Source organism: Catenulispora sp. GP43 (assembly GCF_041260665.1).
Classification (GTDB): Bacteria; Actinomycetota; Actinomycetes; order Streptomycetales; family Catenulisporaceae; genus Catenulispora.
Window position 1 is genome coordinate 476,018 of record NZ_JBGCCT010000001.1, and the last position, 14,143, is coordinate 490,160.

Sequence of the window (14,143 nt, forward strand, 5' to 3'; positions counted from 1 at the left end):
TCAGCGGCTCACTCGCTGTCCACCAGCCGCTCGATCCGCTGCACCACGTCGGCCTGGAAGCAGTTGTGCATGTGCTGCATCCCCTTGAAGCCGCTCACGCTGTCCAGCACGTGCCGGGTGTTCGCGTAGATCCCCTGCAGCCGGCCGGCCGCCATCGCGATCTGCTTCAGCACCCAGGTGATCTCCACCTGGGCCTGGGCCGCGACCGCCGGCGTCATCGTGCCCACCGACAGCACCTCCTCGACCAGGAAGCCGCCGAGCGAGCCGACGAGCAGGTTGATCAGGCCGGCGATGGTCCCCTCGGCCAGGGCCGCCTCGCCGCGCAGGCCGCGCAGCGTCTCGGCGCTCTTGGCCAGGTTGTCGGCCAGGGTGTCGAGCTCGGCCAGGAAGTCGGCCAGCAGCGGGTAGAAGCGCTCGGCGGTCTCGTCGTCCCAGCCGCTGTGCAGGGCGGCGGCGGCCGAGCACAGGTCGGTGACGGTCTGCTGGACGTGGGCGTGCGCGGCGTCCCAGGCCTTGGCGGCCCGCTCCAGCTCGTCCGGGTCGCCGGTGAGCTTGTCCAGGAGCACGAACGGGCTGGGCAGGCCGGTGTGGTGCGAGACCCAGACCAGCAGCCGCTTCTCCAGGCCGGTGATGCCGACCAGGTGCAGATGCGGATGCGGCACTTCCAGATGCGGGAAGTGGCGCTTGGCCAGGGCCTCCAGCTTCTCCTGGTCGCGCGCGGCCACGTGCTCCGGGCGGGGCTCGGGCTCGCGCCCCTGCGGCATCGCCTCGGCCCGGGCGAGGAACTCCTCGATGCTGTGGACCTCGGCCGCGGTCTGCCCGATCTGCTCGGTCAGCTCCGGGCCGGGCGCCTCCTTCAGCTTGCGGCTCTGGTTGCGGACCACCAGCACGCCCAGGCCCCACATGCCGAAGATCAACACCGCGAAACTCAGGCCCGTGATGAGCATGATCTTCACGACGCGCCGCCTTCCGTCTGCAGCGGGATCCGCCGGCGCCACGGGAAGGAGTCGGCGGTCCACTCCGAGACCTGCGACAGGGCCGAGTCGGGGCGGTCCGGGTCCGGGCCGTCCGGGTTGGTGCCGATCGCGCGGCCGCCGTCCAGGCCGGCGATGAAGTGCTCGAGCACCTCGCAGGCCTCGGCGATGTCCTTCTCGGTCTCCGGGAGCCGCTTGTGGTACGCGTCGCGGACCTCGGTCGCCTCGAACATCTTCCCGAACGCGAAGTCGTGGACCCGGGCCCCCTCCAGCTTGCCGGGGACTTCGCGCAGCGACGCCTCCGCGGCCCGGAGCGCGGCCATGAACGCGTCCATCCGGCCGGTCAGGTCCGTCGTCACTGAACCCCTCCCATCTCCTCGATCCGACGCGGAGCCTACTCCGGGTTGCGAGGTTCGCAGCACCCCGCGAACACTGGTTCCCATGTATGAGATCAAGGTCGAGCGCACCGACGACGGGCGCTACATCGCCACCAACGAGCGCGGCGCCCGCATCGAGCTGAGCGGGGACGGCCAGGGCCCGAACTTCTCCCCGGTGGAGTTGCTGCTGGTCGCGGTGGCCGGGTGCAACATCGTCACCACCGAGCCGCTGACCGCGCAGCGCGGGCACCGGATGACGAAGCTGGTGGCGACGGCGACCTCGGAGAAGATCGAGCGGAACAAGCTCGGGCCGGTGACCCTGGCCTACGACGTGGAACTGCCCGCCGGCGACGCCGACGCCGAGAAGGTTTTCCGAGACGTCGCCGAGCGGGTGGAGGAGCGGCACTGCACGGTCAGCCGCTCACTGCGCGAGGGCACACCGGTGAATCTGGACCTCGACGGCGTCTGATCCCCTCTACCGCGGCACCGGATCCGTGTGCAGGATCCGGTGGAACTGCCTGCTGTCCGACCACTTCCCGTTGATGTACAGGTGCGCGCGGGACATCCCGATCTCCTCGAACCCGCACTTGGCCAGCACCCGCTGGGAGGCGGCGTTCTCCACGTTCGTCCCGGCCTCGATGCGGTGCAGGTTCCAGGTCCGGAGGGCGTGGTCGCACACCCCGTTGACCGCCGCGGTGGCCAGGCCCCGGCCGATGAGGGTGGCGTCCACCCAGTAGCCCATCCGGGCATTGAGGAAGATGCCCAGCTCGATCCCCGACAGCGTGATGCTGCCGTAGACCTCGTCGTCGCCGAGGTCGAAGGCCCAGCGCTGGACCCGGCCCGCGGCCCGCTCCTGGTCGAACTTCACGAGCTGCCTGGCCTGCCCGGCCTCGGTGTAGAACTCGTCCGGACGGATCGGCTCCCACGGCTCCAGGTGCGCGAAGTTGCGCTTGTAGGCGCGCGCGTAGGCCGCCGCGTCGGCCACCCGGACCGGCCGCAGGACGACATCGTCGGACAGCCGTATTTCCTCACTGGTCATCGCAGCAGGGTAAGGCTCAGACCGTTTCGTCTTCCATCGTCTTTCCGGAGGCCATCCTCGCGACGTCCTGCGCGGTCTGCGCCGGGACGACCTTGGGCGCGTCGTTCATCGTCCCGGTCGCCTTGTCGCGCAGCTTCTGGCTGATGACCGTGGTGACGCCGTCCCCGCGCATGGTGACGCCGTACAGCGCGTCGGCGACCTCCATGGTGCGCTTCTGGTGCGTGATCACGATCAGCTGCGAGGTGGCCCGCAGCTCCTCCATGATGTTGATCAGGCGGCCCAGGTTGGTGTCGTCCAGCGCCGCCTCGACCTCGTCCATGATGTAGAACGGCGAGGGCCGGGCCTTGAAGATCGACACCAGGAACGCCACGGCGGTCAGCGAGCGCTCGCCGCCGGACAGCAGCGACAGGCGCTTGACCTTCTTGCCCGGCGGGCGGGCCTCGACCTCGATGCCGGTGGTCAGCATGTCCTCGGGGTCGGTGAGGATCAGCCGGCCGTCGCCGCCGGGGAACAGGCGGGAGAACACGCCCTCGAACTCGCGCGCGACGTCGGCGTAGGCCTCGGTGAAGACCTGCTCGACCCGGTCGTCGACCTCCTTGATGATGTCCAGCAGGTCCTTGCGGGTCTTCTTCAGGTCCTCCAGCTGCTCGGACAGGAACTGGTGCCGCTCCTCCAGCGCCGCGAACTCCTCCAGCGCCAGCGGGTTGACCTTGCCCAGGGCCGCGTAGTCCTTCTCCGCCTTCTTCAGCCGGCGCTGCTGCTCGGCCCGGTCGTAGGGCACCGGGATGTCGCCCTGGACGGTCGGCGGGATCGGCACCTCGGGGCCGTACTCGGCGACCAGCACGTCGGCCTCGACGCCGTGCTCGGCCAGCGCCTTCTCCTCCATCTGCTCGATGCGCATCCGGCGCTCGGCGCGGGCCACCTCGTCGCGGTGCACCGAGTCGGTGAGCTTCTCCAGCTCGCCGGACAGCTCGCGGACCCGGGCGCGGACGACCTGGATCTGGGCGTCGTGCTCGACCCGGGCGCGCTCGGCCTCCTCGCGCCGGGTCTGGGCCAGCGCCAGGGACTGCTCCAGGTGCCGGATGACCTGCTCGAAGCCGTGGGCAACGGCCCGGGCCACCTCGGCCTCCTCGGCCAGGCGCTCGGCGCGCTCTATGGCCCGCTCGCGGGCCTCGCGCTCCTGCTGCGCGGCGCGGTCCAGCTGGTCGGCGCGGCCGGCCAGGGCCCGGGCGCGCTCCTCGGCGGTGCGCACCGCCAGGCGGGCCTCCATCTCCGCGGTGCGCGCGGCGGTGGCCTCCTGCGCGAACTCGTCGCGGCGGCTCGTCGACAGCGCGTCGCCGAGCTCCTCGGCCGCGGCGGCCGCCTCCTGCGCCGCCAGGAGCTGGCCTTCCAGTTCCTCGATTTGGGCCAGGTCGCGGTCGCGGGCCTCCTCGGCCTTCGCGATCGCGGCGACGAAGCGCTCCACCTCGCCGAGCGCGGCCCGGGCCTGGCCGCCGAGCCGGCCCAGCTGCTGCGCGACGCCGGCCTTCTGGCTGTCGGCCTCGCGGCGCTGCGCCATCAGCGCGTCCACCCGGGCCTTGGCGGTCTGCCGCTCGGCGGTGGCGAACTCCAGCTCGGTGCGCAGCCGCTCGGCGCGGGCGCCGGCCTCGTAGAGCTTCTCGGCGGCCTCGTCGACCGCGGCCTGGACCTCCAGCAGCGTCGGCGCCGAGGACGAGCCGCCGCGCGCCGAGTCCCGGCCCAGCACGTCGCCATCCCTGGTCACGGCCCGCACGTCCGGGGTCCGGCCGATCAGCTCGGAGGCCTCGGACAGGTCCTCGACCACGGCCATCCGGTTCAGCAGCCGGGTGAACGCCGGGCGCAGCTCCTCCTGGACCTGGATCAGGTCGATGACATAGCGGGCGTTGCCGGGCAGTTCGGGCCAGTCGCCGTCGTCGGAATAGGAGACGTCGCCGCCCACGATGACCGTGGCCTGGCCGGCGTCCTCGGCCTTCAGCAGCCGGATCGCGTTCACCGCGCTGTCCACGCTGGTCACCGCGACCGCGTCGGCGGCGGTGCCGAGCGCGGCGGCCACCGCGGCCTCGGCGCCGGACTCCACGGTCAGTATCGCCGCGACGCTGCCGAGCAGTCCGGACAGCCGGTCGGTGGCGGCCAGCAGGGCGCCGGCGCCGTCCTTGCGGTTCAGGCCGAGTTCGAGGGCTTCCTTGCGGGCGGCGAAGCCGGCGTGCTCCTTCTGCGCCTCGCGTTCGGCGGCGCGCAGCTCGGTGAGCTTCTCCTCGGACTCCGACAGCGCCTGCGAGGCCATTTCGACCTCGTCGTCCAGCCCCCCGCCGTCCGTCTCCAGGGTCTCGACCTCGGCCTTGAGCTCGTCGTACTCGCGCTGCACCCCGGCGGCCCGGCCCCGGGCCTCCTCGGCGGCGGCGCCGAGGCGGCCGATCTCGGCGTCGGCGGCGGCGGCCTTGGAACGCATGGCGCCGACCCGGCCGTCCAGCTTGGCCAGGCTCTCGCGCTGGTCGGCGGCGGCCCGCACGGAGGCGGCCAGCCGGCGCTCCTCCTGCTGCAGCGCGCTCTCGGCGTCGGTGCGCTGCATGACCGCGCCGGCCAGGCTCTCCTGAGCCTCGGCGATCTCCTCGGCGAGTTCGGCCTCTTCCTCGCGGATCCGCATGGCCTCGGCCTGCATCTCCTCCGGGTCGCGGCCGTGCCGCTCCTCGGGGGCGGTGCGCGAGGCGTTGCGGACCCGCTCGACGGCCAGCTGCGCCGAGCCGCGGTAGCGCTCCTTCAGGGAACTGAGGCGGTACCAGGTCTCCTGGGACTCGGCGAGGTACGGCACCAGAGCGGCGCCGCGCTGTTCGAGCTCGGTCTCCTGGGCCTGCGCCTCGGCGTAGGCCCGCTCCAGCTGCTTGCGCCGGACCTTCATGGCCTCTTCGTCAGCGGCCTCCTGCTCGAAGGCCAGGCGCATGCCGACCAGGTCGTCGGCGAGCAGGCGCAGCCGGGCGTCGCGCAGGTCGGCCTGGATGACCACGGCGCGGCGGGCCACCTCGGCCTGCCGGCCCAGCGGCTTGAGCTGGCGGCGCAGCTCGCCGGTCAGGTCGGTGAGGCGGGTCAGGTTGGCCTGCATCGCGTCGAGCTTGCGAAGCGCCTTCTCCTTGCGCTTGCGGTGCTTCAGGACGCCGGCCGCCTCCTCGATGAAGGTGCGGCGGTCCTCGGCGCTGGCCTGCAGCACCGCGTCCAGCCGGCCCTGGCCGAGGATGACGTGCATCTCGCGGCCGATGCCGGAGTCGGAGAGCAGTTCCTGGATGTCCAGCAGGCGGCAGGGGTCGCCGTTGATGGCGTACTCCGAGCCGCCGTTGCGGAACATGATCCGCGAGATCGTGACCTCGGAGTAGTCGATGGGGAGCGCGCCGTCGCCGTTGTCGATGGTCAGCGCCACCTCGGCCCGGCCCAGCGGCGCGCGGCCGGTGGTGCCGGCGAAGATGACGTCCTCCATCTTGCCGCCGCGCAGCGACTTGGCGCCCTGCTCGCCCATCACCCAGGCCAGCGCGTCCACGACGTTCGACTTGCCCGAGCCGTTGGGGCCGACCACACAGGTGATGCCCGGTTCCAGGCGCAGGGTGGTGGCCGAGGCGAAGGACTTGAAGCCGCGCAGGGTCAGGGTCTTCAGGTACACGTGCGGCGACACTCTCCTGCGATGCCCGGCCGGCTGGGGCCTGGTTTAGGGGTCCTTGGTCCACGCTTCGCCCGTCGGTGCTGATGGCGCGCCCGGCGAGGCTACCTCGGAGCGTACCCCCTCCAGGTCAAGGGACGCCGGAGGTCGCTCCAACGTCCCTTGCAATGGGAGATGCCGCTGGTCGGTCAGCGGGACAGAGCGGGCTCCCGCTCCAGTTCGCTGAATTCGGAGTCCAGCCCGGTCGAGCTGTACTTCGCAGCGGCCAGCGCCGCGTTCTCGTCCTCGAGGCGGGACACATACGCCTCCAGGTCGACGACGCGCTGCTTGAGCCGCCTCATCTCGGAAACCATGCGGTGGTCCACCGCAGCGACATGCCCGAGAAGCGCCTTAGCCATAGTGAGGGTCCTTCACGATGAGTGCCTGGCGTCTTCGCCAGAACCTCTGTAGGTGTCAACCTGCCAGACAAGGTGGTGCCGTGGTCGCGCACCGGCTGCGGGGGCAGCGTCGGAAGCGTTATGAATCAGCGATGAGGCCGGTGTTTAGCCGGTTTCATCACAGGGCATACCGCGCCGACATAAAGGAGTGCGCGACTACCAGGGTCGCACCGAAAGGGGTCTTGGGTCAACACGAAGCAGGGCACCGCAAAGCGGACCCCGGAGGCCGTGGGCCCACTCGATCACTTGCGACACCGGGTCGTCAAGCTTTATCCGGGCCTGATCCGCCTTAATCGGAGCGGGAATTCACTCTGGAGTGGTCCCCGACTAGGTCCGGGACGGACCAGGGACGCAAAGCTTTACCCAAGTCGCTCGAACGGGCTAACGACCCTTTGTAGCTTGACGGCATGGCCTCAGTGCTTGACGGCGGGGACCGGTCCGACCGCCCCCGCCGCCCGACCAGCCACCGTCGCAGAGCGCCCGCTCGGCGCCGGAGGCTGCGCGGACCGGTGCTCACCGCCCTGGCCGGCGGCCTGGCGATCACCGCGCCGCTGATACTGCGCCCCCGGGTCGAGGGCGAGGTCGCGCTCGCCCCCGGCGGCTCGGCGCCGACCACCGCCGCCCCGGCGGACATCACTGCACGGACCCCGGCCCCGTCGCCCTCGTCGCCCTCGTCGTCCTCGTCGTCCTCGTCGGACCCGACGACCGCCGGCAGCCGCTCGGCCCCGCCGGTGTCCCGCGACGCGACCCGCTCGGCCACCCCGGGCCTGCCGGCGCGGAGCACGCCCACCGGCAACGGTGCGCCGACCGTGCAGATCTCCTCGGACCAGGCCGCCTCCTACGAGGCCGAAGTCGTCTCGCTGACCAACGACCAGCGCGCGGCGCACGGCTGCCCCGCGCTGCGCGACGACCCGCGGCTGCGCACCGCGGCGATAGGCCACAGCGTCGACATGCGGGCCCGGGGCTATTTCGACCACGACACCCCGAACGGCGTGACGCCGTGGGCCCGCATCGAGGCCCGGGGATACTCAGATCCCTCCGCCGAGAACATCGCGATGGGCCAGCCCACCCCGCAGGCGGTCGTCGAGGCCTGGATGAACTCCGCGGGCCACCGCGCCAACATCCTGAACTGCTCGTCCAAGGCCATCGGCGTGGGCGTGCAGTTCGGTCCGGACGGGCCGTGGTGGACCCAGGACTTCGGCTATTCCTGACTCGGCTCCGCGCCGAGAATCCGCTCGTGGCAGGCGGCGAATAGTCTTACTCCCCTTGCGCCTCAGCGGTAGCATCTGGTGACTTCGGGCGCTCGAAGGACCAGGGGGAATCAGCGCATGGACCTACGCACGTGGCAGGAGGCCGGCATCAGGGCCGGCTCCTACAGCGCGCGCCACCGGGCCCGCAGCCCGTTCAGCCCGCTGCGGCCGACGCCGATCGCCATCGGCAGCCTGTCCACGGCGGCCATCGCCGCGTTCGCCTTCGTCGCGCCCGGGATCCTGCACGGCGGCCCGGCCGGGACGGGTTCGACGGTGCTGGACGGCGCGCCGAACCGTCTGGCGCCGATGGCGCCGGGCAACGGCGGCAACGCGGCTCCGGGGTTCGTGACGGTGACCGCGCCGGCCAGTTCGTCCTCGGACGCGCCCGCGACGCCGACCAGCACGGCGGCCGCCCCGGCGGCCGGGCCGAGTTCCAACCCGGCGCCGTTCACCGAGCACACGCCGACCGCGCCGTCCTCCTCCTCGCGGTCCTCGCAGCCGCAGCCGAGCCGGTCGCAGCCCTCGCCGTCCGCCCCGTCCACGCCGAGCCGGCCGCCGACCACTCCCCCGAGCAGCCCGCCGACCACGCCGGTGGTGCCGCCGACGACCCCGTCGGCGTCGAACACCGCGCCGTTCAACTCCTCGGCCGCGGTCTCCTCGGCGCTCAACGAGATCGGCAGCGCCCGGGACCAGCAGGGAGTCGGCGGGCTGAGCATCGACTCTCTGCTGACCAAGGCGGCGAAGCTGCACTCCACGGACATGGCGCACACCGGCGACTTCAGCCACATCGGCTCCGACGGCTCCGATCCGTTCAGCCGCGCGGCGGACGTGGGCTGCTACTCGCTGTCCCAGGAGCTCATCGCGCACGGCAAGCCCGGCGACGACGTCATCGGCGCACTGATGCAGGACCCGTCGTCGCGGCGCGCGCTGCTGTCGTTCTGGAACACCACGATCGGGGTCTCGGCGCAGCTGGATCCGGCGACCGGCGACGTGTACTGGACGATCGAGCTCGGCTGGCTGTGAGCCGCCTGCCCGGCGGATTCACCAGGAAAGCGGAGAAAGCGTGATGCGGCACCGCCTCGGTCGTTGAACCAAGGCGTGCGTAAACCAAGGATCGAAGGCCTCCGTCCGTCCCGGCTCTCGGCGACCGTCCTCGCGGCGGCCGTCGGCATGGGTTCGGCGGTGCTGCTCATGCTGCGCTTGTTCGTGCCGCGGCCGGTCGGGGTGGCCGACAACTATGACGGCGTCCGGCTGATGTGCCACCTCGGCGTCGACGTGCGGATGCCGAAGAACACCCCCCGGCTGCGCGACTACGTGTACTACCGCTACGACCACCTCGCGCACTTCACCTGCCACAAGCACATGCTGGGCTCGATCCGGCTGCCGGACGTGCCCTATCAGAGCAGCCAGGTGCTGGTGCTGTACGCGGGCCGGCTGCTCACCCGGGTACTGCGGCTGCCGGGCTACCTGGACCTGCGGGCGGTCGGCGTCGTGTGCTGCCTGCTGATCGGGCTGGCGATCGGGATGCTGTACCGGGTCCTGACGCTGCGGCACCGCTACCGGCTGCTGCTGTGCGCCGCGGTGCTGGGGGTCGTCGCGGACACCGTGTTCATCGACTACGCGGTCTCGCCCTTCAGCGAGATCGCCTCGATCATCGGCCTGCTCTACGTGGTGGTCGGCGTGCTGTTGCTGGCCGGGCCGAGCCGCCGGCGGCGGCTCGCGGGCATCGCGGTCACCGGTGTCTCAGGGCTCTTCCTGGCCACCGCGAAGACCCAGAACGTGCCGGCGATGCTGCCGCTGGCCCTGGTGCTGCTGGCGCCGGCGGTCCCGGTGCCGGTGGCCCGGCTGCGCGGGCTGGACCTGCGGCTGCGGCAGCGGCTGACCGGTCTGGTGGCCGTGGTGGTGCTGGCGGCCGGGGCGTTCGCGGTGTCGGGCAACGAGGACAAGCGGACGGCGCAGCTGACCGAGGCGAACTTCGTGACCGTCACGCTGCTGCCGACCACGGCGCATCCGGGGGGCGACCTCGCGGCGTTCAACGCGCCGTCCTGGCTCGCGAACTATTCCGGGGCGCCGCCCTGGTGCGCGCCGCCGTCGCTGCAGGACAGCGCCGCCTACCAGCGGTTCACCAAGGGCTTGTCGCACCAGCGGATCCTCCGCTACTTCGCCGACCACCCGACGCGGCTGCTGCCGGTGCTGGACCGCGCCGCGGCGTACTTCTACGTGCCCCGGCCGACGGCCACGCTGTGCAGTGCCAGGCCGGGCGGCAAGCAGGTCATGGTCCTGCCGCACCTGGCGAACTACACCGACAACGGCCACACGAAGCGCGGCGTGCTGGACACCCGCTGGGCGCCGGTCACCGACGCGCTCGGGCTGCTGCGCGGCGCCGGGATGGGGACGCTGCTCCTGCTGTGGCTGGTCCCGGCGGCGGCGGTGTTCGCCACGCGCCGGCACCGGGCGCTGCGCGGCGCCGGGGCGGTGCTGGGGCTGCTGCTCGCGGTGGCGGCCACCCAGTTCGGCGCCTCAGCGTTCGCCGACGGGATCGACACCGCCAAGCACCTCGACCTGGCGGTGTTCTCGACGGCGCTGGTGTGGGCCTTCGCCGCGGTGGAGGTGATCGTGGTGCTGGCGAGGCGGACCTGGCGCCGGCGCGCGGAGGACGCGGGGATCCCGCAGCCGGTCCCGGCGGAGGCCGAACAACCGGCCCTCTGAGGCGGTACGCACCGGCGCGAGAACGGCGATGCCGCGGGATCCGGAAGGACCCGCGGCATCGCCGTTCTGTGTTACCGGCCGTTCTGTGTCACCGGCCGTTCTGTCTCAGCGGCCTGGCTGCGTAAGCGGCCTAGCCGCATGAGCCGCCGGGCTCAGATCCGCTGGTCGGCCTTCGAGGCCTCCTCCGGCGCCTCGACCCGCCGGCGCGGCAGGATCGGGGCGTCGCGGCCGGTCCCCGAGGTGCCGGACGGCTTCTGCTCCGAGCCCTCCTCGTGGTACTCCTCCTCGACGTTCACCGACCACACGTCGTGCGTGGTGCCGGTGGCGATGTTCTCGGCGGTGAGCATCGCCGTCATCATCGAGTGGTCCTGGTTGTTGTAGCGGTGCATGCCGTTGCGGCCGACCGGGTGCACGTTCGGGACCTCGCGCGCCAGCCACTCGCGGATCACGTCCACGTTGCCGCGGTAGTACTCGTCGTAGACCGGGTACGCCTTGGGCATCCGCACCACGTAGCCCTCCTCGACGGCGTCGGCGTTCACCAGGCCGAGGGCTTCCAGCTCCTGCGCGCCCTGCTTGATCAGGACGTCGTCGGCGGCCTCCCACAGGTCGTCGCCCTCGGAGACGAAGTACTCCAGGCCCAGGCAGGTGCGCCCTTCCTTGACCAGGTACGGCGACCACGAGCCGAAGTTCTGGATCCGGCCGACCCGCACGCCGGGGGTGTGGATGTAGATCCAGTTGTCGGGGAAGCCGGCGGAGGCCGGCACCACCAGGGCGACGGTGAGGAAGTCGCGGTAGCGCAGGTCGTCGGCGGCGGCGAGCACCTCGGCCGGGGCCGGCGGGTCCATCGCGCGCACCAGCGCGGAGATCGGCATCGAGGAGATCACGTGGTCGGCCTCGACGGTGCGCTCGCCGGCGCCGTCGCGCACGGTCACCGCGACGGCGCCGCCCTCGGCCCGGTGCACAGTCTCGACCCAGGTGTTCATCACGACCGAGCCGCCGCCGCCGGTCACCAGGTCCCGGCAGCGCTCCCACATCATGCCGGGGCCGTACTTCGGGTACTGGAACTGCTCGATCAGGCTCGTGATCTGCTTCTGGTTGCGCTTCGGGGCCAACGCGTTGGCCACCGCCTTGAACAGCGACAGGTTCTTGATGCGCTGGGCGGCCCAGTCGGCCTCGATCTCGTTGGCCGGCATGCCCCACACCTTCTCGGTGTAGGTCTTGAAGAAGATCGAGTAGAGCCGGAAGCCGAAGCGCGCGGCGACCCAGCCCTCGAACTTGGTCTGGTCCTTCGGCGGCTTGATCTGCGCCCACATGTAGGACCCGACGCAGCGCGCGGCCTCGACCAGCCCCAGCCCGGACAGCGCGTTGCCGGCCTTGAGCGGGTAGTCGAACAGCTTGCCGCGGTAGTGGATGCGGCTCATCCGCGGCCGCATCAGGAAGTCCTCGTCGGGCAGGATCTCGTGCCACAGCGCCTCCACCGGCCCGGCCTTGGTGAAGAAGCGGTGGCCGCCGATGTCGAAGCGCCAACCCCCGCGCTCCACGGTCCGGCTGATGCCGCCGACGACGTCGTCGGACTCGAAGACCGTCGGCCGCACCCCTGACTTGACCAGCTGGTAGGCGGCCGTCAGCCCGGCCGGCCCGGCCCCGATGACGACGACGGCGGGCGCGTCGGCCGCGCCCTGTCCGGATTCTGGCGCTTGCGAATCGATTGTTGACACGACGCACCAACGAGACGATAGGCGCAGAGTAACGGCGTATTACGCCAATAGGTGAAGAATCAGGTGTTTGCCGGTTCGGGTACCACCTGCGACCCCACGAGTGCGGTAGCGGCGGCGGGGACCGTCGCCGGGGCGCCGGCCGGAGCCTGCGGACCGACGGTCGCGGAGCCGCTGCCGACAGGGGTGGGGACGGCTGTGGTCGCCGTGGCGGCCCACACGAGGGCGATCAGGGCCGCGGCACCGAGCGCCGCCACGGCGAGCACCGTGAGCGACCCGACGGCCGGGTGCCAGGAGCCGCCCAGGGGGTTCAGCGGGGCGTTCGGACCGGCCTGTACCCGCGTCATCTCGACCGCGAGCACCCACAGCTGGCAGAACCCGGCGCCGACGGCGAACAGCCGCGGAATCCGGCGGCGCAGCAGGGGCGGCAGCTCACCGGCGGGACCGGAGGCCAGCAGCACCGCGGTCCCGGCCAGACCGGGCAGGAAGTAGCGGCCGTACTGGGACCAGCCGAGCGTGCCGAGGAACTTGATCTCCAGCAGCACGGTGATGCCCAGCGAGGCCGCCGCGACGGCGAGCGCCGCGACCGCCACCCGCCGGGTCCGCAGCACCGCCACCGGGATCAGCACCGCCGCCGACAGGGCCGCCCACAGCATCGGCACCCACGAGGCCTGCACATCCAGCGCGAACGCCTCGCTGAACCACCCGCCGGCCCGGGTCGCGGCGATCACCCGCAGCAGGGTGCCGAGGCGGTGGTCGGCGGGGTGGACGGCGATGAGGGTGTCGGTGACCTTGTCGTTGCCGGAGAGCACGTTCCAGGCCACGGCCAGCAGCCCGATCACCGCCCACCCGGCGGCGACCAGGCGAGCCGCGGGCCAGCGCAGCAACTCCCTGATACGACCGGGATCGGCCGCCGCCAGCGAGCCGGCCACGGCGAGCGCGAACCAGAACGGGCCCTCGGCGCGGACGGTGAGGACGACGGCGCCGGACAGGGCGGCGAGGAGGAGGAGCGCGGGCTGGGAGGGGAAGGCGGAGGCCGGTTCGGGCGCCGAGGCCGCGGAAGTCGCTCGACGCAGCAGGTCAACACGCGAGCGCCGGTCAGCAGAACCAGACTCGGCCATAGAAGTCGCTCGACGCAGCAAGCCGCCCAGCGAGCGCCGATCCGTGGAGCCCGACTGAGCGGCCAGCCTCGTCGCAGCCCTTCGCCGCAGCACACCGACCCGCGAAAGCCGTGCCCCGCAACCGGGCTCGGCTACCGAGCCCGCCGAGCCCGCCGAGACGGCCGAGGTCATCCGCCGCCCCGCCGCGCCCGGCCGTGCCAGGTCCACCAGGCACACCCACAGCAGCAGCGCCGCCGAGATCTCGATCCCGTTCGGGTTCACCGTCGAGTTCAGCGCGATCGTCGTCGGGGTCAGCACCGTCAGCAGCGCCGCGACCAGCATCGGCCGGCCGGTGCGGATCGCCACCGTGGTCGCCGTCGCCGCGAACGCCGAGGCCAGCAGTGCGGCCAGGATCCGGCTCAGGACGATGCCGGTCATGTCCGGCCAGAAGCGCAGCGGGCCGCCGACCGCCAGGTAGTACAGCGGGTTGTAGCGGCCCACCCAGGACACCACGCGCTCCTTGGCGTGCGTGGACGGTGCCGGGTGCTGGCAGCTCGCGCCCCGGGCCACCCAGCTCTGGTCCTGGTGGTAGTTCGGGAAGTAGACGCACAGCGCGTTCGGCGGCAGCAGGCTCTTGGGCACCTCGAAGGCGGCGCCGGGGCGGTGCACGAGCGGGTCCTCGCCCTGCGGGCCCAGCAGGTGGCCGGAGACCGCTCCGTAGGCGCGCTCCAGGTGCTGGCGCTCGTCGGTGGTGCCGTCCGCGGGCATGGCCAGCGACCAGGCGACGGCCAGCAGGGCGAAGGCGGCGAAGGCCGACAGCCAGGTCCGGCGGACGATGGTCTGGCGCTGCCGCGCGGGCACGGTCCGGGGCACGAGTCAGC

12 protein-coding genes are annotated in these 14,143 nt (G+C 72.1%); 4 read left to right on the forward strand and 8 right to left on the reverse strand.

What is annotated here, in order from left to right; translation table 11 throughout:
* Positions 1 to 8: 8 nt before the first annotated feature.
* Both ABH926_RS02095 and ABH926_RS02100 read right to left on the reverse strand, forming a co-directional pair.
* Positions 9 to 947, reverse strand: a complete 939-nt coding sequence (locus tag ABH926_RS02095) for a WXG100 family type VII secretion target (RefSeq protein WP_370363815.1) — start codon at positions 945 to 947, stop codon at positions 9 to 11.
* A 5-nt stretch (positions 948 to 952) separates the two neighbouring features.
* Positions 953 to 1,333, reverse strand: coding sequence for a hypothetical protein (locus ABH926_RS02100; protein WP_370363505.1), 381 nt, complete (start codon positions 1,331 to 1,333; stop codon positions 953 to 955).
* 82 nt (positions 1,334 to 1,415) lie between these two features.
* Here ABH926_RS02100 and ABH926_RS02105 point away from each other — a divergent pair, with 82 nt between their 5' ends.
* Complete coding sequence (locus tag ABH926_RS02105) at positions 1,416 to 1,820, forward strand: OsmC family protein (RefSeq protein WP_370363506.1); 405 nt, start codon at positions 1,416 to 1,418, stop codon at positions 1,818 to 1,820.
* 6 nt (positions 1,821 to 1,826) lie between these two features.
* On the opposite strand, the gene ABH926_RS02110 is transcribed toward ABH926_RS02105, so the two are convergent.
* From ABH926_RS02110 to ABH926_RS02120, 3 genes are all read right to left on the reverse strand, one after another.
* Positions 1,827 to 2,390 carry a GNAT family N-acetyltransferase gene (locus ABH926_RS02110; RefSeq protein ID WP_370363507.1) on the reverse strand — a complete coding sequence of 188 codons (564 nt, stop codon included), beginning with the start codon at positions 2,388 to 2,390 and terminating at the stop codon, positions 1,827 to 1,829.
* A gap of 16 nt (positions 2,391 to 2,406) precedes the next feature.
* Positions 2,407 to 6,054: a chromosome segregation protein SMC gene (gene smc / locus ABH926_RS02115; protein ID WP_370363509.1), complete on the reverse strand. Its 3,648-nt coding sequence runs from the start codon at positions 6,052 to 6,054 to the stop codon at positions 2,407 to 2,409.
* A gap of 185 nt (positions 6,055 to 6,239) precedes the next feature.
* On the reverse strand, positions 6,240 to 6,449 hold the full coding sequence (locus tag ABH926_RS02120) for a hypothetical protein (RefSeq protein ID WP_370363510.1): 210 nt from the start codon (positions 6,447 to 6,449) through the stop codon (positions 6,240 to 6,242).
* A gap of 446 nt (positions 6,450 to 6,895) precedes the next feature.
* Here ABH926_RS02120 and ABH926_RS02125 point away from each other — a divergent pair, with 446 nt between their 5' ends.
* Positions 6,896 to 7,699 (forward strand): CAP domain-containing protein, encoded by an 804-nt coding sequence (locus tag ABH926_RS02125; protein WP_370363511.1) that lies wholly within the window; start codon positions 6,896 to 6,898, stop codon positions 7,697 to 7,699.
* Between the two features lie 161 nt (positions 7,700 to 7,860).
* Here ABH926_RS02125 and ABH926_RS02130 read toward each other — a convergent pair whose 3' ends face one another.
* Positions 7,861 to 8,364 (reverse strand): hypothetical protein, encoded by a 504-nt coding sequence (locus ABH926_RS02130; RefSeq protein WP_370363512.1) that lies wholly within the window; start codon positions 8,362 to 8,364, stop codon positions 7,861 to 7,863.
* Between ABH926_RS02130 and ABH926_RS02135 the strand changes: the two genes are divergently transcribed.
* Complete coding sequence (locus tag ABH926_RS02135; protein ID WP_370363513.1) at positions 8,333 to 8,761, forward strand: CAP domain-containing protein; 429 nt, start codon at positions 8,333 to 8,335, stop codon at positions 8,759 to 8,761. The genes ABH926_RS02130 and ABH926_RS02135 overlap by 32 nt on opposite strands.
* Positions 8,762 to 8,836: 75 nt before the next feature.
* Positions 8,837 to 10,447 carry a hypothetical protein gene (locus tag ABH926_RS02140; RefSeq protein ID WP_370363514.1) on the forward strand — a complete coding sequence of 537 codons (1,611 nt, stop codon included), beginning with the start codon at positions 8,837 to 8,839 and terminating at the stop codon, positions 10,445 to 10,447.
* Positions 10,448 to 10,599: 152 nt separating this feature from the next.
* Here the strand turns inward: ABH926_RS02140 and ABH926_RS02145 are convergent, their stop codons facing one another.
* Together ABH926_RS02145 and ABH926_RS02150 are read right to left on the reverse strand one after the other, a co-directional pair.
* Entirely contained in the window at positions 10,600 to 12,165 is a 1,566-nt protein-coding gene (locus tag ABH926_RS02145; RefSeq protein ID WP_370363515.1) for an NAD(P)/FAD-dependent oxidoreductase, read from the reverse strand.
* Between the two features lie 59 nt (positions 12,166 to 12,224).
* Complete coding sequence (locus ABH926_RS02150) at positions 12,225 to 14,135, reverse strand: DUF2142 domain-containing protein (RefSeq protein ID WP_370363516.1); 1,911 nt, start codon at positions 14,133 to 14,135, stop codon at positions 12,225 to 12,227.
* Positions 14,136 to 14,143 lie beyond the last annotated feature (8 nt).

Excerpts from the sequence above, each read along its gene's own strand:
- ABH926_RS02095 (WP_370363815.1), bottom strand. The coding sequence starts at position 947 with ATGCTCATCACGGGCCTGAGTTTCGCGGTGTTGATCTTCGGCATGTGG.
- ABH926_RS02105 (WP_370363506.1), top strand. The coding sequence starts at position 1,416 with ATGTATGAGATCAAGGTCGAGCGCACCGACGACGGGCGCTACATCGCC.
- ABH926_RS02110 (WP_370363507.1), bottom strand. The coding sequence starts at position 2,390 with ATGACCAGTGAGGAAATACGGCTGTCCGACGATGTCGTCCTGCGGCCG.
- ABH926_RS02125 (WP_370363511.1), top strand. The coding sequence starts at position 6,896 with ATGGCCTCAGTGCTTGACGGCGGGGACCGGTCCGACCGCCCCCGCCGC.
- ABH926_RS02120 (WP_370363510.1), bottom strand. The coding sequence starts at position 6,449 with ATGGCTAAGGCGCTTCTCGGGCATGTCGCTGCGGTGGACCACCGCATG.